Below are 18,453 nucleotides of genomic sequence, written 5' to 3'. Positions count from 1 at the left end.
GGCATATGTCCGTTTGAAGTCATGGTCGGCTCGGCGTCGGGTCAGTCAAGGCGCCGACGGGACGTTCCCACGGCACGGAGGCATTCCGCCGCGCATATCACGCCGATAAGCGCCAGCGGCAGGAAATAGCGGTGCTGCACCCCGTCGACCACGCCCGCGCCGGCCGGCGTATACTGCAGCCACAACGCAAGATAGGTCAGCAGCAGGATACCGATCATCACCACGGCCGATCCCCACCAGAAGACCAGCAGACGCGCCGGCATCGCACGGCGGATCGTGGCGACGACAAGCACGACCAGCAGCGCCGCGATCATCAGCCAGCAGGCGCCGATCACCAGCGAGTCCAGCCGTCGGCCCATGTTGGAGCGCGCGGTCACGATCGCCATGACGATGGCCTTCAACGCAGCCAACAGCGAGGAGGGGTCGGAGAGCAGCGCCTGCTTGCGTGCGGTCATCTCGGCATGCGACACCAGCATCGGCGTCGTCACGAACCATCCGGTCAGACGCATCCAGACCATGAGCCAGACGGCCGACAACGCGACGCCCGAGGCGAGGATGCCCAGTTGGGCGCGGAACGACGCGGCACGGGCGGTGACGGACCGTTTTCCGATGGCGGCGTGCGCGCCGGACGTTGCGACCTCCGGCGATGCGCCGGCGAGTGTGCCGGACGACGGCCCGCCGTCCGCCAGACCGCGCTGCACCCAGGGGACGAGCAGGGTGAGCGCGCTCATCGGGGCATACACGAACTTGCACATCGACAATGCGACGCACAGCACAGCCAACGCCGCGCAGTACCCGGTCGTCACCCGCCGGACCGTCGCCCGCACGAGCATGCAGGTGAGCAGGAACGCGAGCGCCTGCGTCATCGAGTCGGCCGAGATTGCGTATGAGTAACGGTGGATGGTCAGCGGGAACAGCATCACCAGGGCGGCGAGGATGCGCCAGCGCGGCAGCAGGAAGACGGCCAGCGCCATGCACAGCGCATACGCGACCAGCGTGATCGTTTCGGTCAGATAGTAGGTCGCGCCGGCGGACAGGCCGAGCGCATCGCCCAACGCGAAACCCGCCAGTTGCGGCAGGTAGACCAGCGGCGAGTTCGTGGCGGTGTTGTTGTACGGCACGTCGGCGCCATTCGAATCGGACACGGTGATCGTGTCGGGCAGGATGACGGTCGGGTCGTAGCCGTCGTAATGCTCCTGCGAATAGTCGATCCACTGCCAGGAAACGTGGCCGCCCACGTTCCCCTCGCCGCCGTGCAGCCGCGAGCGCGACTCCACCGGATGCGCGAGAACGTCGCCATGCAGCATACCGTCGACGCGGTAGACATGCGCCCACACATCGGGGATGTGGCCGGGCTGGGTCAGCGCCATGAACCCGCCGCCCATGATCAGCGTCCCCAGCACCACGATCAACGGCATCAACCGGCGGAACACCGACAGATACCTGTCGAATGCCGCGCCGCCGGACGCACGGTCGGACACACGGTCGACCAGGTGCCTGCCGGTGGCGCGTCGATGGCTCGCTCCTTGGCTGCTCATGCAATGTCCTTTCGTCGTATCGGTCTCCGTTACCAGAGTTTTTCCACAACCAAGCGTTTGGGCGGGTCGGAGCGAGGAGCATACAGATTGGGGCGATCGCAGTGTGCCTTCCGGTCTCACCGAATGGGAGTATCCGTCCGCGCGCAAGGTGATCAAAGACGGCCGGATGACACCTGCCCCGCCGCCGGCCCCGGTCGGGCCTGACCGCCGCTCCTACTCCCCTTTGATCAGGTGGGCGACGGCCTCGAGGGCGAGCTTGTAGCCGTAGAAGCCCATGCCGGTGATGGTGCCGGTGGCGACCGGGGAGATCACCGAGCGCTTGCGGAACTCGTCGCGCGCCGACGGGTTGGAGATGTGCACCTCGATCAGGGGCAGGCCGGCGTCGCCGACCATGTGCGCCGCGTCGGACAGGCCGTACGAGTAGTGGGTGAACGCGGCGGGGTTCATCACCACGGGCGTCTTCTCGTCGGCGGCGCGGTGCATCCAGCCGATCATCTCGGCCTCGTCGTCGGTCTGGCGCACCTCGACGTCGAGTCCCAGCTCCTCACCCCATGCGGTGCACAGGCGGCGCAGCTCCTCCAGGTCCTGGCGCCCGTACACGTCCGGCTGGCGTACGCCGAGCCGTCCGAGGTTCGGTCCGTTGACGACGATGACTCTGGTCATGATTCCCTCGCTTTCCCAAGACGGCCTCCCGTTCGGGAGGCCGCCGTTGTCGTTGGTTCCGTCCGCCGGCGATGCCGACGGGCCGTTCAGCCGGCGATGCGCCGGAACGCCTCCTCGACGGCGTCCGCCGGCGGGTCGTCCAGGTGGATCGGATGGCCGATCGCGTCGAGCACGACGAAGCGCAGCCGGTTGCCGCGCGCCTTCTTGTCGCGGTGCATGAGCGCGAGCACGTCCTCGTAGGATCCGCCGTTCCAGGAGGTCGGCAGTCCCAGCGAGTCGAGCAGCGTCCGGTGTTCGACCACCAGGTCGTCGTCGATGATGCCGAGGATCGACGCCAGTTCGGCCGCGTACACCATGCCGACGGCGACGGCGTTGCCGTGACGCCAGCGGAAGTGTTCGATCTTCTCGATCGCGTGGCCCATCGTATGGCCGTAGTTGAGGAACTCGCGCAGACCGGCCTCCTTGAGGTCGGCGGACACGTGGCGCGCCTTGACGCGCACGGTGCGTTCGATGAGCTCGTCGACGACGTCCTCGAGCGGCGAGCCGAGCAGGGACGCGCCGTCGAAGGCTCGCAGTTCGGCCGCATGCTCCCTGAGGATGCGCAGGATCTCCGGATCCGAGATGAAGCCGGATTTGGCGACTTCGCCCAGGCCTTCGATGAAGATGTCGTTGGGCAGCGACGCGAGCGTGGTCGTGTCGGCGAGCACGCCGGCGGGCGTGTAGAACGAGCCGGCGAGGTTCTTGCCGCCGGTCGTGTTGATGCCGGTCTTGCCGCCGGTGGACGCGTCGACCATCGCCAGCAGCGAGGTCGGGCAGTTCACGTAGTGCACGCCGCGCATCCAGGTCGCGGCGATGAAGCCGGCCAGGTCGGTGGCCGCTCCCCCGCCGACGCCGACGACCGCGTCGGAGCGGGTGAAGCCCTCACGGCCAAGCCGCTCCCAGATGCCGTTGGCGACGGTGACGGTCTTGCCGGCCTCAGCGTCGGGGATGACGATGTCGGACACCTCGTAGCCGGCCTGGCGCAGCAGGGCGCGGGCGCGGTCGGAGTGGCGCTGCACCGGCTGGGTGTGGATGAGGGCGATGCGGTGCGCCCCCGGTCCCAGCACGCCGGCGAGATGGTTCATCGCACCTTCGCCGATGCGCACGTTGTAGTCGTCGCCGCCGGCGACGTCGACGTGGACGACGCGCTCCTCGATCATGTTCATCACCTTTCTCGCCGCCATCTGCGGCGTGGATCCGTGCGTGCGCACGTGCACGTTCGCCAGTGCGGTGAACACCGGGTCGCGCTGCTCGTACAGGCGCATCCAACGTGCGTTGGCGTCGCCGCCGTCGAGCATGGGGCGTCCGCCGCCGCGGTTGGCGCGCTCCATCGCCTCCTTGGGGTCGGCCTGCAGGTAGATGACGCGGCCGCCCTCGTCCATGTAGCCGGCCAGCGCGTCCTGCACGGCCGGGGTCATCGGCGCGCCGCCGCCGAGGGCGAAGATGCCGTCGAAGTCGGACAGGGTGCGGGCGATCAGCTCGCTTTCGACGCGTCGGAACGCTGGCTCACCGTACTGCGCGAAGTAGTCGGGGATGCTCATGCCGACCTCGCGTTCGATTTCGATGTCGGCGTCGAGGAACGGCAGGCGGAGCATCTGCGCGACCTCGCGGCCGACGCGCGTCTTGCCTGCGCCCATCATGCCGATGATGACGGCGACCGGGTGACGCCCGCTCACCGCATGTGCTCCGGCCAGGCGGCGAGGTAGCTCTCCGCGTTGCGGCGCGTCTCCTCGACGCTGTCGCCGCCGAACTTCTCGATGACGTACCTGGCGAGCGTCAGGCGCACCATGGCCTCGGCGACGACGGCGCACGCCGGCACGGCGGTCGAGTCGGAACGCTGGTTGATGGCCTGGGCGCCTTCGCCGGTGAGCACGTCGACGGTGCGCAGCGCGCGCGGGATCGACGGGATCGGCTTCATCGCGGCGCAGATGCGGATCGGCTCGCCGTTGGACATGCCGCCTTCGATGCCGCCGGCGCGGTTGGTCAGTCGCGTGATGCGGCCGTCCTCGCCGGGCACCATCTCGTCGTGGGCTTCGGAGCCGGGGCGCACCGCCTCGAGGAAGCCGTCGCCGATGGCCACGCCCTTGATCGCCTGGATGCCCATGAGCGCCGAGGCGAGGGCCGCGTCGAGACGGCGGTCGGATTCGACGTACGTGCCGATGCCGGCGGGCACGCCGTAGGCGATGACCTCGACGACGCCGCCCACGGTGTCGGCGGACGCCTTAATCTCGTCGATGCGCGCCACCATGCGCGCTTCGGCGTCCTTGTCGAGGGTGCGCACCGGCGACGCGTCGAGCGCGGCGACGTCGTCGGGGGTGGGCAGCGTGCGGTCGGCGTTCTGGTCCACGCCGGCGCCGCCGACGGACAGCACGTGCGCGACGGTGCGGATGCCGAGCGTCTGCTCGAGGAACTGGGCGGCGACGCGGCCGAGGGCGACGCGCGAGGCGGTCTCGCGGGCGCTGGAGCGTTCGAGCACCGGTCGGGCGTCGTCGAAGCCGTACTTGCGCATGCCGGTCAGGTCGGCGTGGCCGGGGCGCGGGCGGCTCAGCGGCGCGTTGCGGCCTTCGCGTTCGAGCTCGTGGTCGAGCGGGTCGGCGCTCATCACCTCAGTCCACTTGGGCCATTCGGTGTTCGCGATCTCGATGGCGATGGGCGAGCCGAGCGTGACGCCGTGGCGCACGCCGGTCAGGAGTCGCACCTTGTCCTGCTCGAACTTCATGCGCGCGCCGCGTCCGTATCCCATACGCCGCCGCGCCAGCGCGTCCACGATGTCGTCGGTGGTGACCCGCACGCCGGCCGGCACCCCTTCGATCATCGCGACCAACGCCTCGCCATGCGATTCACCAGCGGTCTGCCAGCGCAACATATCTGCTCCTTTTGCCTGTCGTCGTCAACTTCGCACTAGCATAGCGGTATGTCCTGCCTTGCGTTGACGCCGAGTCTGATCTGTGGAATCGCCGTGGCCGCCGAGGATGTGCGCCGCCGGCGGGTGCCGCGCGCCTGGATCGCGCTCGGCTGCGCCGCCCAGCTGGCGGCCGACCTCGTGGTAGCGCTGCTGGAGAACGACCTGTTCCTGGTGCCGCAGGCGCTGCTGTTCGCGCTGCTCGCGGCGGCGCTGCAGTGCGCGCTCGCGCTGGTGCGCCCCGGCGCGCTGGGACTGGGCGATGTGACGTGCACGCTGATGACGGGATTGGGCGTCGGTCTGGCCGGGTTCACGGCGATGCTGGTCTGGTGGCTGGCGATGGGTCTGCTCGGTCTGGCGTGGATGGCCCTCTGGATACGGTTCGACCCGCAGTCCGATACCCGGTTCGCCGGCAAGGTGCCGTTCGCTCCGGTGATCGTGGCTGCGGGTCTGCTCGCCGCGGTGCTGACCTGAGCCGCCTGCCGTCATGGACGGCGGCGGCGCGGCAGGTCAGTTCGCGTTCTCGTTGTTGTTCTTGTATTCGTCGCGAATCTGCCAGAACTCGTCCTCGGTGGCGACGAACTTCGTCTCGCCGGTCTCCAGGTCGACGGTCACGAAGTACATCCAGTCGCCTTCCTCGGGGCTGATGGCGGCCTTGATGGCCGAGTCGCCCGGGTTGGAGATCGGCGTGGGCGGCAGCCCCGGATTCTGGTGCAGGTTGTACGGGTTGGAGGCGTCGGCGATGTCCGCGTCGGTGATCTTGGCCGCCGTGGTGCCCAGACCGTACGCGAGCGACGTGTCCATGCCGAGGTTCATGCCTTGGGTCAGGCGGTTCTCGATGACGCGTGCGACCTTGCCGTAGTAGTCGTCGCGGTTCACCTCGGCCTCGGCGATCGAGGCGATCTTGAGGATGCGCTCGCGTTCGTCGCCGCTGGGCGCGCCGAGCTCGTCGAGCTTGGCGATGCGGGCGTCGACCATCTGCCTGAGGATCTCCTCGGCGGTGCGGTTCTGCACGTCGTAGGTGCCCGGTTCGAGCCATCCCTCGAAGCTGCCGCCGGCTTCGGCGGGCAGAATGCCGCTGCCGCCGCCGCTGGTGATCGCGGTGAACTCGTCCTCGGCCAGTCCGCTGACCTGCACGGCCGCGGCGATCACGTCGCTGAGCCGTTCGCCGGGGCGCACTTCGAGGAATCCTCCGGCCTGGGAGGGGTCGGACAGGATCTTCACGACGTCGACCGAGCGCATCTGCAGCTTGAGCGTGTACGTGCCCGGGTAGAGGGTCGCGTCGGCGGCGGTCACGGCGCTGGTGAACGCGCCGACGGATTTGACGATGCCGGCGTCGACGAGGTTCTCGCCGATCTCCTGCGCACCCTGTCCGGATTCGACGGTGAAGACCGCCTCGCCGCTGCCGGGACCCGCGTAGTCCTGAACGTCGCTGACGCCGCCCGACAGGCGCGCCTCGCGCCACGACAGGATCGCACGGTAGGCGAAGACCGCGCCGACGGCGACGATCGCGACCGTCGCCACGACGGCGACGATCTTCATCATGCCGTTGCGCCGGCGACGTTCGCGCCGGCGACGCAGCTCGCGACGGGACTGCGCCGTCTCGGGCGCCGGTTCCGGCGCGGGCGTTCCGGTGCCATTGACCCACTGGGTCCCTTCGGAGAAGAACTCCTCGAATTCGTCGGCCACTACGCTGCTCCCTCGTTGTCTGCGCCGTCGAGCGCGGATTGCAGTATCACGACGGCGGCCTGCTGGTCCACTACGGGACGGTGCCGTCTGCCCGATACGTTCGCCTGCGACAGCTGCCGATGCGCGCTGACCGTCGTCAGCCGCTCATCGACCAGTGCGATGGTGGGGGTCTGTTCGATGGCGCATTCATGCGCGTCGATCAGGTTCCGGATGCGCTTGTCGAGATTCGCCGCCCAGCGGCGCGCCTTCTTCGCGCTTTTGCCTTCCGTGCCGTCCAGCTGCAGCGGAAGGCCGACCACGACGTGGTCCACCGATTCGTCCTCGATGACGTCGATGACCTCGTCCAGGGCCTGGAATGAGTCGCCGTACACCCTGATGTTGCCGGCAGGGTGCGCGAAGGTGAGCTCCGGGTCGGACAGAGCGAGTCCGACCCGGGCGTCACCGAGATCGATACCGAGCCACACCACGGGGTGGTTCAGCCCTTCATCGCCTCGTTCTTGAGCGCGGCGACCGCCTCGTCGATGCGGGAGGCGTCCTGACCGCCGCCCTGGGCGAAGTCCGGCTTGCCGCCGCCACCGCCGCCGAGGATCTTGGAGGCGCCGCGCACCAGATCGCCGGCCTTGATACCGGCCTTGCGGGCGGCGTCGTTGGTGGCCACGGCGACCATCGGCTTGTCGTCCTCGGACACGCCGGCGAGCGCGACCACGACGGGCGCGTCGTCGCCGAGCTGGCCGCGGATGTCGAGCACGGTCTTGCGCAGCGCGTCGAAGGAGCCGAAGTGGCCCACGTTCTTCGCGGCGACCTTGACCGGCGCGGCGGACTCGCGGGCGTCGGCGACCAGCTGCGGCACGGACGCGGCCAGCTGGCCCTCGTACATGGCCGCGAGTCGGCGGTCGGACTCCTTGAGCTTGGCGAGCAGCGTGTTGACGCGCTCGGCCAGCTCGTCCGGACGGGCGTTGAGCTTGTCGCTCAGCTGGGAGACCAGCGCGTGCTCGCGGGCGTTGAACTCGTAGGCGCTCTGGCCGACGAGCGCGTCGACGCGGCGCACGCCGGAGCCGATGGAGGCCTCGGACATGATGTTGATCGCGCCGATCTTGCCGATGTGGTCGATGTGCGTGCCGCCGCACAGCTCGCGGCTCCAGCCGTCCTCGCCGATGGACACGACGCGCACGACGTCGCCGTACTTCTCGCCGAACAGGTGCATGGCGCCCAGGGCGATCGCGTCGTCGAACTTCATCTCGCGGGTGGTGACGGCGAGGTTCTCGCGCAGCTTCTCGTTGACGCGCGCCTCGACGGCGTTCATCACCGACTTCGCCGGGGCCTTGGACCACTGGAAGTCGAAGCGCAGACGGTTCGGGGCGTCCTCGGAGCCGCGCTGGGTGGCCTGCGGGCCGAGCTCCTCGCGCAACGCCTTGTGCACCATGTGCGTGGCGGTGTGCGAGCGGGCGATCGCGCCGCGGCGGTCGAGGTCGATGTTCGCGTTGACCGGGGTGCCCACGACGAGCGTGCCCTCGGTCAGACGGCACTGGTGGACGATGAGGTCCTTGATCGGCTTCTGCACGTCGTCGACCTCGAGGACCGCGCCGTCGTCGGACAGGATCTCGCCCTGGTCGGCCAGCTGGCCGCCGGCCTCCGCGTAGAACGGGGTGCGGTCGAGGATGACCTCGACGGTGGCGGGCGCGGTGACGGCCGGCACGGAGCCCTTGCCCTCCTGCATGATGCCCAGGACGGTGGCGCGCGCGGAGAAGTCCTCGTAGCCGAGGAAGTCGATCGGCTTGGCGAGGGTCTTCTTGAAGTCGTCGTAGACGGACAGGTCCACGTTGTGGCGCTTCTTGAGCGCGTCGGCGCGGGCGCGGGACTTCTGCTCGTCCATGAGCTCGCGGAACTTGGCCTCGTCGACCTTCACGCCCTGCTCGGCGGCCATCTCGAGGGTCAGCTCGATCGGGAAGCCGTAGGTGTCGTGCAGCTTGAACGCGTCGGCGCCGGAGACGGTGGTCTCGCCGGCCTCCTTGGCCTTGCTCACGGCCATGTCGAAGATCTCGGTGCCGGCCTCGAGGGTGCGGCGGAACGCGTCCTCCTCGCCGTACGCGGATTCGGTGACCTCATGGAAGGTGTTCTCCAGCTCCGGATAGCTGGCGACCATCGCGTCCTTGGAGGTCGGGAACAGGGTCGGCAGCACGGGCTCGGTGACGCCCAGGGCGCGCATGGCCTTGACGGTGCGGCGCAGCAGTCGGCGCAGCACGTAGCCGCGGCCGTTGTTGGCCGGGCGCACGCCGTCGGACATGATCATGAGGGCGGAGCGCACGTGGTCGGCGACCACGCGGAACTTGACGTCCATGGCCGCGTCGTCGCCGTACTTGAGGCCGGAGAGCATCTGGGCGGCCTCGATGACCGGGAAGACCTCGTCGGTCTCGTAGATGTTCTGCTTGCCCTGCATCAGGTAGGCGAGGCGCTCCAGGCCGGCGCCGGTGTCGATGTTCTTGTTCTCCAGCTCGCCCACGATGTGCAGGTCGGTCTTGGACTTGACGTTGTCGACCTCGTAGTTCTCGAACACGAGGTCCCAGATCTCGATGTAGCGGTTCTCGTCGGCGATCGGGCCTCCCTCGATGCCGTATTCGGGGCCGCGGTCGACGTAGATCTCGGAGCAGGGGCCGCCGGGGCCGGGGCCGCCGGTGGTCCAGAAGTTGTCCTCCATGCCCATGATCTGGATGTGCTCGGGGTCGACGCCCTCGTTGCGCCACATCGAGCGGGCCTCTTCGTCGTCGGTGAAGGTCGTCATCCACAGCTTCTCCGGGTCGAAGCCGTAGCCGCCCTTGTCCTGCGGGGTGGTCAGCAGCTCCCACGCGTAGTGGATCGCCTCCTCCTTGAAGTAGTCGCCGAAGGAGAAGTTGCCGAGCATCTGGAAGAAGGTGCCGTGGCGGGTGGTCTTGCCGACCTCGTCGATGTCGAGGGTGCGCACGCACTTCTGGTTGGAGGCCATGCGCGGGCTCGGCGGGGTCTGCTCGCCCATCAGGTACGGGATGAACGGCACCATGCCGGCGATGGTGAACAGGGTGGTCGGGTTCGGCGAGATCAGCGACGACGAGGGCACCACGAGGTGGTCGTGGTTGCCGAAGTAGTCAAGATAGCGCTTCGCGATTTCTGAGGTGCGCATGTATGTGTTGAACTCCTTGGTTTTGGGCGGCCGTGGTGGCTGCGCCCGGAAATCCTGTGTGTCTTCGATGGTTCGATAGGCTTTGCCGGATGGACTGGCCGGCGAGCGGGCTATCGGGCCGAGCGCTCGGCGTACGTCCTGTTGAGCTCAGCCTCGCGGGCTCGGCGCGTCGCGTTGAACTCGTTGACCAGTCCTTCGAGCGTGCGGACGGCCACGTGGTCCTGGTCGGGACCGAGCACGAACTGGCGCATCGCGTCGGGCGTGTTCGCCTTCACGTAGGCGTTGGCCTTGGACACGGCGATCACGCCGGCGGCGAATCCCACGCCGAACCAGAACAGTCGTCTGAACATCACTCCCCCTTGGTCGTGGCGTGCATGCCCTGCTTCGCGAGGAAGGAGCGCGCGGTGGACTGGGCCGCGTACACGGCCGAGGCGATCTTGATGACGGGCTTGCCGAGGAACGAGCCGTACAGGTCGGTCAGCGCGCCCACGTTGGTCGCGGTCGCGGACGCCGCCGCGGAGATGCGGTTGACGTCCTCCAGGGACCGGTTGACCTGCCGGACGGTGGTCACGCCCTCGTCGATGGCGGGGATCGCGTGCTCGCCGGATTCGCGCACCGTTTCGGCGATCTGGTCGAACAGCTTGCCGAGTCGGATCAGCGGGTAGATCATGAATCCCGCGAGGATCGCGAACGCGATCGCGGCGATCAGACCGGCGATTTCTCCAACACCCATCCTGGACCTCTTTCCTGTCTGGCGGCCCGCAGGTCGCACACAATACCCGCACAAGCCTAGCCAACGGCCGCGACGCGCGCAAGCCGGGAAGGCGGGCTCCGCCGGCGGCCGCAGGGGCGTACGCCCGACGGACGCCTTCGCGTCAGCCGTTGTAGGAGACGATCGTCAGCGCGTTCTCGAACGGCCGCTCGGTGTCGAAGTCGACGACGGTGACCGAGCCGTTGGCGGGGCGTTCGCTCAGGTCGAGGCCGTCGCCGCCGAAGCGGTGGGCGAGGCTCAGCAGCGTGTTGCCGTGCGAGATCTGCAGCACGTGGTCGCCGTCGCGCAGCGTCGGGTTCGCGGCGATCAGCGCGAACGCGCCTTCGACGCGCGCCCAGTATTCGGCGTCGGATTCGGCGTCGTGGAACGGGTCGGCGGCCTTGAGCAGGTCGCGGGTGGCGGACAGGCCGTAGCGCGCCACGATCGCGTTGTACGAGGGCGCGCCGTGGGGGCCGCCGGCGGCGGTCCACGCCAGCGACATGTCCTGGCCTTCGAAGTAGCCGTAGCACTGCTCGCGGAAGTGCATGTCGTCGACGAGTGCGGGGCGGCGGTGCCCGGCGGCCTCGTTGACGTCGAGGATGCGCGCCGCGGTGATGCGGGCGCGCGACGTGTCGGAGCAGTAGGCGGCGGCGAAGTCGATGTCGGCGAGCTTGCGGCCGGCCTTGTCGGCGTCGGCCAGGCCGGATTCGGTCAGCGGCGAGTCGCACCAGCCCTGGAGCCGGTTGTAGCGGTTGAACACGGTCTGCCCGTGGCGGACCAGATGCAGATGAAGGATCATGGTCCCGATTATGGCACCGGCCCGTGCCATGTCGCGCCGCGATCCGCCCTGCGTCCCTCGGGGTTTCGCGTCCGCCGCGGATCGGCGTGGACGCGTTCATGGCGCGGAACGACGGCGGCCGGCCGTCGGGACGGGATCCGGGTGGGTCCGTCCCGACGGCCGGCCGCGGTCGGGGGCGTGCCGTCAGGCGCGGCGGCGACGCATGAGCGTCAGGCCGATGCCCGCCAGCGCGAGGCCGGTCATCGCGATGCCGGCGATGGGCGCGCCGGTCGCCGACAGCGCGGACTTGCCGCCGTCTGCCGTGGCGCCGGGACGGGCGGACTGGCCGTCGCCCTTGTCCGCCGCGCCTTCGTCGTCCTTGCCATCGTCCTTGCCGTCGTCGGAGCCGTCGTCCTTGCCGTCGTCGGACGCGGCGTACGCGCGGGTGGCCCAGAAGGCCGCGGCGCCGTTGCCGTTCGATTCGACGTCGGAGCCGACGGCGGTGAACACGTCGCCGCCGACGCCGGTCAGGAACAGGCGGTTCGTGCCGTCCTCGGCGGTCTGCTCGCCCACGGCGGCGGTGTAGTCGCCGTGCATGAGCACGCCCTCGTCGCTCTCCTCGATGTGGATCGTCACGGCGTCGCCGTCGAGCGTCCAGGTGCCGCGGGCGGCTCCGGTGACGGTGCCGTCGGCGGCGAGCGTCACCTTGCGGGCGTGGTAGATGCCGGCCGCGTCGGCGTCGCCGCCGGCGTAGTAGGAGGTCGGGTCGTGCACGACGACGTCGAACTCACCGGCGATGTCGGCCGCATCGTACGCGCCCTGACGCACGGCGCCGGACTTCTCGTACGGAGCGCTGACGAGCCATCCGTCGGGAGACATGACCAGCTGCTGGACGCGCACCTGATGCTCCTCGAGGTTGCCTTCGGTGCGCACGAAGCGGGTGTGGAACACGTTGTACACGGTGCCGTCCTCGTCGGCGAAGACCGAGTTGCCGCCCTGGGCGGTCTTGACGTTCTCCGATCCCGGCTGGTCGTAGGAGCTCAGGATGCGCAGGCCGCGGTTCACCTTGGTGTCGTCGAACGACGACGTGTACACGGCCGGGTTGCCGTTCTGGTCGACGTAGGGGCCCTCGATGTCCTTGGAGCGGAACTCGCGGATCTGGTAGCCGCCGGTCTGCGACAGCCCGCCGTAGGACAGGAACAGATACCAGTAGTCGCCCTGGTGGATCATCGTGGCGCCCTCGCCGGAGTTGCCGTGGCCGCCGGCGAGCTTGTGGCCGTAGTAGCCGTCGGATACGTTCTCGACGGTCGGGTAGGTCGTGGCGTAGTCGCGCAGGCCGGTGGACGGGTCGAGGCGGACCATCCAGATGCCGCCGAACCACGATCCGAACGCCATCCACAGCTCATCGCCGTCGTAGTGGACGCTCGCGTCGATCATGTTCAGACCGGTGTCCTGCAGGCTGGCGTAGCGGGTCAGGTCGGCGCCTTCGCCCAGCACGCGGTACACGTCGGTCGCCGACGCGTTCGCCGCGGAGAAGCCGGAGTAGATGACCGGTCCGACGTACGTCCAGTCGCCGTCGAGCGAGTCGGCGGTCAGCAGCGTCATCACGGACTTCTGGTACGGGAAGCCGCCGCCGTTGATGCTCATGTACATGCACCACTTGTTCATCGTGGGGTTCCAGATGATCTCGGGGGCCCACATGTTGCCGGCGACGTCCGGGTTGGAGTCCTGCTTGGGCCAGGCGTTCCAGATGTCGGCGAAGATCTCCTCGTAGTCGCGGCTCAGGTTGTTCTCGAAGTACTGCCAGTGCTGCAGGTCGGTGCTCTTGGCCCACGCGCGGTGGGAGCCAAACGAGTAGTACACGCCGTCGGACTTGATGATCGACGGGTCGTGGACGGTGACGCGCGCGTGGCCGGCGTCGTCGCCCGCGGACTCTGCCTGGACGAGCAGGTCGATGGTCTTGACGACCGGTTCGCCCAGCGCCTCGGATGCGATGGTCGCGGTCAGGGTGACCTCGGCGGCGCCGGAGGCGGGGCGGGTCACCTTGGCGGCGACGGAACCGTCGCCGGGGGCCGGGGCGACGATGGACACGACCTTGTCGTCGGACGAGGTCCACGTCACGTCGCCGCTGATGCCGTAGGCGTCGAGGCTGACGGTGCGCGGCAGCAGCAGATCGCCCTTGACGTTCTCGGATCCGTCGACGGTGAGCGCGGCGGCCATCGCCTCGCGCAGGGCGTCGCGGTCGAGCGCCTTGGGCACGAGCACGTCGAAGGTCCTGACGACCGGCTCGGACGGGTCGGCGATGCCGGAGTCGGGCGTGAGCGTGGCGGTCAGCGTCACCGTCGTGTCCTCGGACGGCAGCGTCACCGCGGCGGTGCCGTCGTCGGCGACTTCGATGGTCGTCGCGTCGGAGCTGGTCCAGGACACGGACGCGTTCGTCGTACGGGTCGCCAGCGTGAAGTCGGCGTTGGCCGAGGACGGCACGTCGAGGGCGTCGGCCTGGGCGTCGAGCAATGCGGACACGCCGTCGGCGTCGAGCGTGCGGGCGATCTGGTCCTGGGTCAGCGTCTCGTCGTACACGGCGAAGGATCGGATCGCGCCGTGGAAGAGCGCGTCGCCCACGCCCGGGTAGCGGGATTCGCCGATGACGTTCCAGTCGTGCGCCTGGAAGTCGGCCGGCGTCGCGGAGGCGACGGTCGAGCCGACGAGGCGGCCGTCGATGTAGAGCTTCGTCTCGCGGGTCGTGCCGTCGATGGTGGCAGTCAGGGTCTGGAACTTCGACATGGACAGGTTCTCGCTGGCGGAGAAGTACGTCTCCCCGTCGCCGTTGGCCTTCGAGGTGATGGACGAGTACAGCGAGGTGTGCGTGGAGGCGGTCCAGGAGCCCTTGGCGGTCTGGCCGGTGCCGCCGAGCTGCCACAGGTACGTCCATGCGCCGGAGCTGTTGAACTGGTCGTTGCGCACCGTCACCGACACGGTGGCCGACGCCTTGCCCTTGAGGATGCCGTCGGGCAGCCTCACGTAGCGGTCGCCCTCCATCTGCAGCGCGTCGTCCTGCCAGGTCCCCTCGGCGGACGTGCCGTCGGCGGCCACGATGCGGGCGTCGCCGAACGTCGAGCCGGACACGTCGTTGCGTACGGCCGTGCCGTCGCCCTGGGCCGAGGTGAAGTCGTAGTCGACGATCGGCGCCGGCACCGTCACCTCGTCGGCGACGGCCGATGCGGTCAGACTCGCGCCGAGGCCGCACAGCAGCATCGAGGCCGCCGCGACCGATGCGACACCTCGTTTCCATCGATGTAAATCATACATACGGGTACCCACCCTTCTTCATTGCCGATATGGAAAAAGACGGCGACGTCCGTCGTCGCCCGTGATTCTGTTCTCGGAAAACGCCGACTCCCTCGCCGGCGGTTCTTATCGTAGCACCGTTTGCATCGATGTAAAGCACGTCGTCCGGAAAAACACGAACGCCCCGGGCGAAGCCGGGGCGCTCATGCGTATGTATGTCCTTAAGCTGTAAATATTTACAGTGTGTTGATCCAGATCAGCGAGCGTAGAACTCGACGACGTACTGGATGTTGACCTGCACCGGCACCTCTTCGGCCTCCGGCTTGCGGGTGAGGGTCGCCTTCAGGGAGGCGATGTTCACGTCCAGGTAGCCCGGGACCTGCGGCAGCACGTCGCGGTGCACGCCTTCGGCGGCGATCTGGAACGGGACCATCGTCTGGCTCTTGGCGCGGACCTGGATGGTCTGGCCCGGCTTCACGCGGTAGGACGGGCGGTCGACGATGTTGCCGTCGACGAGGATGTGGCGGTGGACCACGAACTGACGGGCCTGAGCGGTGGTGCGGGCGATGCCGGCACGCAGGACCAGGTTGTCGAGGCGGGTCTCGAGATCGGTCAGCATCGCGTTGCCGGTCTGGCCGGCGGTGCGGGTGGCCTTCTCGTAGGAGGCGCGCAGCTGCTTCTCGGAGACGCCGTACTGGGCGCGCAGACGCTGCTTCTCGCGCAGACGCACCGCGTAATCGGACTCGGTGCGACGGCGGGTGCGGCCGTGCTCACCCGGAGCGTACGGGCGCTTCTCGAAGATGCGCTGGGCCTTCGGGGTCAGGGCGATGCCGAGGGCGCGGGAAAGGCGCACCTGACGGCGGGAACGCTGAACGTTCGTCATTGGTTTGATCCTTTGGTTGTTCTGTCGTTGTCTGAACGGAACGCGGGGAACGCAGTGCGCCCCGCGCTGAGTCGGCCTCTCCAGCGCTAGTCGCGCAAGACGCGAACGGCTGGGACCCTGCGGTCCCGGTCGCCGACCCGCTGATGGGCTAAGACTCCAGACGGCATGCACCCGGCGGCGCACACCAATCGCCAACTATACACACCGGGGGCGGACAGTCACGCCTCCGTCAGCACGCCGCGGTCCATCCTCAGCACGCGGTCGGCGTATCCGAGCGCGTCGGGGTCGTGCGTGACCATGAGCACCGCGGTCCCGGCGTCGGCCACGCCGCGCAGCAGGCGCATCACGGTCGCGGTGCTGTCGGCGTCCAGGTCGCCGGTCGGCTCGTCGGCGATGAGCAGGCGAGGCCGGTTCATCAGCGCGCGTGCGATGGCGACGCGCCGCATCTCCCCGCCCGACAGCTCCCGCGGGCGGCATCCGGCGAGGTCGCCCACCTGCAGCGCCGTCAGCAGCCGCATCGCGCGGCGTGCGGCGCCGTCCGACGGCATGTCGGCGACGACGGCCGCCGGCATCGGCGCGATCACGTCGGGCAGTCCGGGGACGGCGGCCGGGACTCCGTCGCCCGCATCCGGATCGCCGGCGGATGGAGCCGGCGCCGTCGGCGTGTCCGGCGTGTCGCCGTCGGACGGGCGGACGCCGTCGCAACCGTCCGCATCGAACATGTCCGGCACGACCGGACCGTCCCCCGCCGCGCCGGGCATCACGGACGGCAGGATCACGTTGTCGAGCACGGTCAGGTTCGGCATCAGCGTGTGGGACTGGGTGACGAATCCGATGCCGCGCGAGCGCACCGCCGACATCACCCGGTCGTCGAGTGACGCGAGGTCGCGTCCGTCGAACACGACCGAACCGGACGTGGGGCGCAGCAGCCCGGCGATCAGGTTGAGCAGCGTGCTCTTGCCGTTGCCCGAGCGTCCCACGATCGCGACGAACCCGCCCGGTTCGACGGACAGCGACACGTGGTCGACGGCGGCGAACTCGCGGCCGCGGCGTCGGAACGTCCTCGTCACGTCCCGAATCTCCAGCAGCGCCATCACTCCCCCTCCCTCAGCGTCAGGTACGTCTCCGGCGCGCTCAGGCGCACCGCGCTCGCCAGGCAGGCGAGCACGCCGGTCGCCACGGCGAACGCCAGGGCGAGCAGCATCATCGCCGCCACGCGCAGCGCGCCCGTCTGCAGGTACGGCAGCTGCAGACGGCTGGCGATGAGCGTGGAGAACGGCAGGATCGCCAGCGAGGCGAGCGTCACGCCGGCCAGTCCGCCGGCGAGTCCGATCGCGGCGGATTCGCGCACGACCAGCGAGACGAGCGTGCCGCGGGTGGCGCCCATGATCCGGTAGGCGGCGAACTCGCGCTTGCGTTCGTTCGTGGCCGATGTGAACACGGCGACGAGGACGATCAGGCCCATGGTCCAGAACACGGCGAGGAACGCGGCCGCGTAGGAGACGATCGTATCGAGGCCGGCGCGCGTGGTGGCGGTCAGGCCGCCCGGATAGACGTATCCGAGTCCGTCGAGGCCGCTGGCGGCGGCGATGTTGTCGGCGACCTTGTGCGCGTCGTAGCCGTCGGCGACCTTGACGAGCACGGCGGAGACGGCCTTGTCGGCGTATGCGGCGGGGATGGCGGCGTGGCCGACCTCGGCGGAGTAGCCGATGACCTGCGGCACGGTGGACGAGTCGACGAACACGGCGTTGTCGAGTCCGGTGCCGGTGGCGGCCAGCTGGGCGACGACGGGGAATTCGTGGCCGTAGAGGCGGATCGTGCCGTCGGCGGACACGTTGATGCCCGATCCGGCGATGGCCTCGCCGGTGGCGAGCGCGCCGTCGTACTGGGAGACGATCCACGGTTCGATGACGAAGTCGGTGGACGGGTCGAAGCCGATGATCTGCACCTTGCCGTCGCAGCAGTCGGCGGACAGGGAGGCGATGTAGGTCTGGGCGGTGGCGCGGGCCACGCCGTCGGCCTTGGATACGAGCGCGGCGATGTCGTTGGTGAAGTAGAACGTGCCGGACGAGCTTCCGGTGAGGAGCGCCTCGGCCTGCGTGCCGGTGTTCTGGGGCGTGACCATGAGGTCGGCGCCCATGCGTTCGCTCATGCTGTCGATCCCGTCGCCCAGGTTCGCGGCGAGCAGTGCGCCGCCGTAGACGGCGACGGTGAGCATGGTGACGACGACGATCAGCATCGCGGTGCGCAGCGGCCGGCGGCGCAGGTTCTCCAACGGCAGCCGGGCGAGGGTGATGTGCGGCATGGGCGGTTCCTCCGATGCCGGTCAGGCGGCGGCGAGGGCCGTGCGGGCGCGGTCGGCCCTGTCGGCGCGCAGGTCGGCCCAGGCGGCGATGAGGCAGCAGATGGCGGCGAGCGCGCCGACGACGATGAGCGTGGGCAGCATGACCATGCGGCAGTGCATCATCGCTCCCGGGCAGACGCCGATGAGCACGGTCGGCACGGCGATGAGCAGCAGCGCGATGACGGCGGCGGCCGCGTTGAGTCCGGCGCGCATGGCGGGACGTGCGAACAGGGCGATGACGCCGATGGCCAGCATCGCGACGCCGATGCCGGTGGCGGCCTGCTGGGCGTAGTGGCAGGCGCCCGGCGTGTCGTGGCCCTGGCAGGCGTGGGCGAAGGTCTGGGGCGCGATGGCGGCGAGCGCGCCGAATGCGACGGCGGGCAGCGCGGTGAACGGGATGCGGGTCATGGGTCTTCCTCTCTTG

At 69.1% G+C, this 18,453-nt stretch carries 16 protein-coding genes; 1 reads left to right on the top strand and 15 read right to left on the bottom strand.

Features of this window, described 5'->3' with window-relative positions; translation table 11 throughout:
• Positions 1-41: 41 nt before the first annotated feature.
• The 4 genes from D2E24_RS05740 to aroC form a co-directional block, all read right to left on the bottom strand.
• Positions 42-1,538, bottom strand: coding sequence for a DUF2142 domain-containing protein (locus tag D2E24_RS05740; protein ID WP_125968368.1), 1,497 nt, complete (start codon positions 1,536-1,538; stop codon positions 42-44).
• Positions 1,539-1,751: 213 nt separating this feature from the next.
• Positions 1,752-2,201, bottom strand: a complete 450-nt coding sequence (locus D2E24_RS05735; protein WP_125968367.1) for a type II 3-dehydroquinate dehydratase — start codon at positions 2,199-2,201, stop codon at positions 1,752-1,754.
• A gap of 86 nt (positions 2,202-2,287) precedes the next feature.
• Positions 2,288-3,934 (bottom strand): bifunctional shikimate kinase/3-dehydroquinate synthase, encoded by a 1,647-nt coding sequence (locus D2E24_RS05730; protein WP_420897482.1) that lies wholly within the window; start codon positions 3,932-3,934, stop codon positions 2,288-2,290.
• Positions 3,913-5,106, bottom strand: a complete 1,194-nt coding sequence (aroC, locus tag D2E24_RS05725) for a chorismate synthase (RefSeq protein ID WP_125968365.1) — start codon at positions 5,104-5,106, stop codon at positions 3,913-3,915. Before aroC ends, D2E24_RS05730 begins: the two co-directional genes overlap by 22 nt.
• Before the next feature lie 48 nt (positions 5,107-5,154).
• On the opposite strand from aroC, the gene D2E24_RS05720 reads away from it, so the two are divergent.
• A complete protein-coding gene (locus D2E24_RS05720; protein ID WP_125968364.1) occupies positions 5,155-5,616 on the top strand; it encodes a prepilin peptidase in 462 nt (153 codons plus the stop codon).
• 36 nt (positions 5,617-5,652) lie between these two features.
• Here the strand turns inward: D2E24_RS05720 and mltG are convergent, their stop codons facing one another.
• The 11 genes from mltG to D2E24_RS05665 form a co-directional block, all read right to left on the bottom strand.
• Positions 5,653-6,831, bottom strand: coding sequence for an endolytic transglycosylase MltG (gene mltG, locus D2E24_RS05715; protein ID WP_125968363.1), 1,179 nt, complete (start codon positions 6,829-6,831; stop codon positions 5,653-5,655).
• A complete protein-coding gene (gene ruvX, locus D2E24_RS05710) occupies positions 6,831-7,298 on the bottom strand; it encodes a Holliday junction resolvase RuvX (protein ID WP_125968362.1) in 468 nt (155 codons plus the stop codon). The genes mltG and ruvX overlap by 1 nt, the downstream gene beginning before the upstream one ends.
• 8 nt (positions 7,299-7,306) lie before the next feature.
• On the bottom strand, positions 7,307-9,985 hold the full coding sequence (gene alaS / locus D2E24_RS05705; RefSeq protein ID WP_125968361.1) for an alanine--tRNA ligase: 2,679 nt from the start codon (positions 9,983-9,985) through the stop codon (positions 7,307-7,309).
• 110 nt (positions 9,986-10,095) lie between these two features.
• Positions 10,096-10,335 carry a hypothetical protein gene (locus D2E24_RS05700; protein WP_125968360.1) on the bottom strand — a complete coding sequence of 80 codons (240 nt, stop codon included), beginning with the start codon at positions 10,333-10,335 and terminating at the stop codon, positions 10,096-10,098.
• A complete protein-coding gene (locus D2E24_RS05695) occupies positions 10,335-10,718 on the bottom strand; it encodes a DUF948 domain-containing protein (protein ID WP_125968359.1) in 384 nt (127 codons plus the stop codon). The genes D2E24_RS05700 and D2E24_RS05695 overlap by 1 nt, the downstream gene beginning before the upstream one ends.
• Before the next feature lie 142 nt (positions 10,719-10,860).
• Entirely contained in the window at positions 10,861-11,535 is a 675-nt protein-coding gene (locus D2E24_RS05690) for a histidine phosphatase family protein (RefSeq protein ID WP_125968358.1), read from the bottom strand.
• 183 nt (positions 11,536-11,718) lie between these two features.
• Positions 11,719-14,823 (bottom strand): family 43 glycosylhydrolase, encoded by a 3,105-nt coding sequence (locus D2E24_RS05685; RefSeq protein ID WP_125968357.1) that lies wholly within the window; start codon positions 14,821-14,823, stop codon positions 11,719-11,721.
• A gap of 235 nt (positions 14,824-15,058) precedes the next feature.
• Positions 15,059-15,685 carry a 30S ribosomal protein S4 gene (gene rpsD, locus D2E24_RS05680; protein WP_125968356.1) on the bottom strand — a complete coding sequence of 209 codons (627 nt, stop codon included), beginning with the start codon at positions 15,683-15,685 and terminating at the stop codon, positions 15,059-15,061.
• Between the two features lie 218 nt (positions 15,686-15,903).
• Positions 15,904-16,779, bottom strand: a complete 876-nt coding sequence (locus D2E24_RS05675) for an ABC transporter ATP-binding protein (protein ID WP_125968355.1) — start codon at positions 16,777-16,779, stop codon at positions 15,904-15,906.
• Positions 16,779-17,990, bottom strand: coding sequence for an ABC transporter permease (locus D2E24_RS05670; RefSeq protein WP_125968354.1), 1,212 nt, complete (start codon positions 17,988-17,990; stop codon positions 16,779-16,781). Before D2E24_RS05670 ends, D2E24_RS05675 begins: the two co-directional genes overlap by 1 nt.
• A 21-nt stretch (positions 17,991-18,011) precedes the next feature.
• Positions 18,012-18,437, bottom strand: a complete 426-nt coding sequence (locus tag D2E24_RS05665; protein ID WP_125968353.1) for a DUF4418 family protein — start codon at positions 18,435-18,437, stop codon at positions 18,012-18,014.
• Positions 18,438-18,453: the final 16 nt, after the last annotated feature.

This window comes from Bifidobacterium samirii, from assembly GCF_003952945.1.
GTDB classification, from domain to species: Bacteria; Actinomycetota; Actinomycetes; order Actinomycetales; family Bifidobacteriaceae; genus Bifidobacterium; species Bifidobacterium samirii.
Note: the sequence above shows the minus strand (reverse complement) of the source record. Positions and strands in the feature narration are given on the sequence as shown.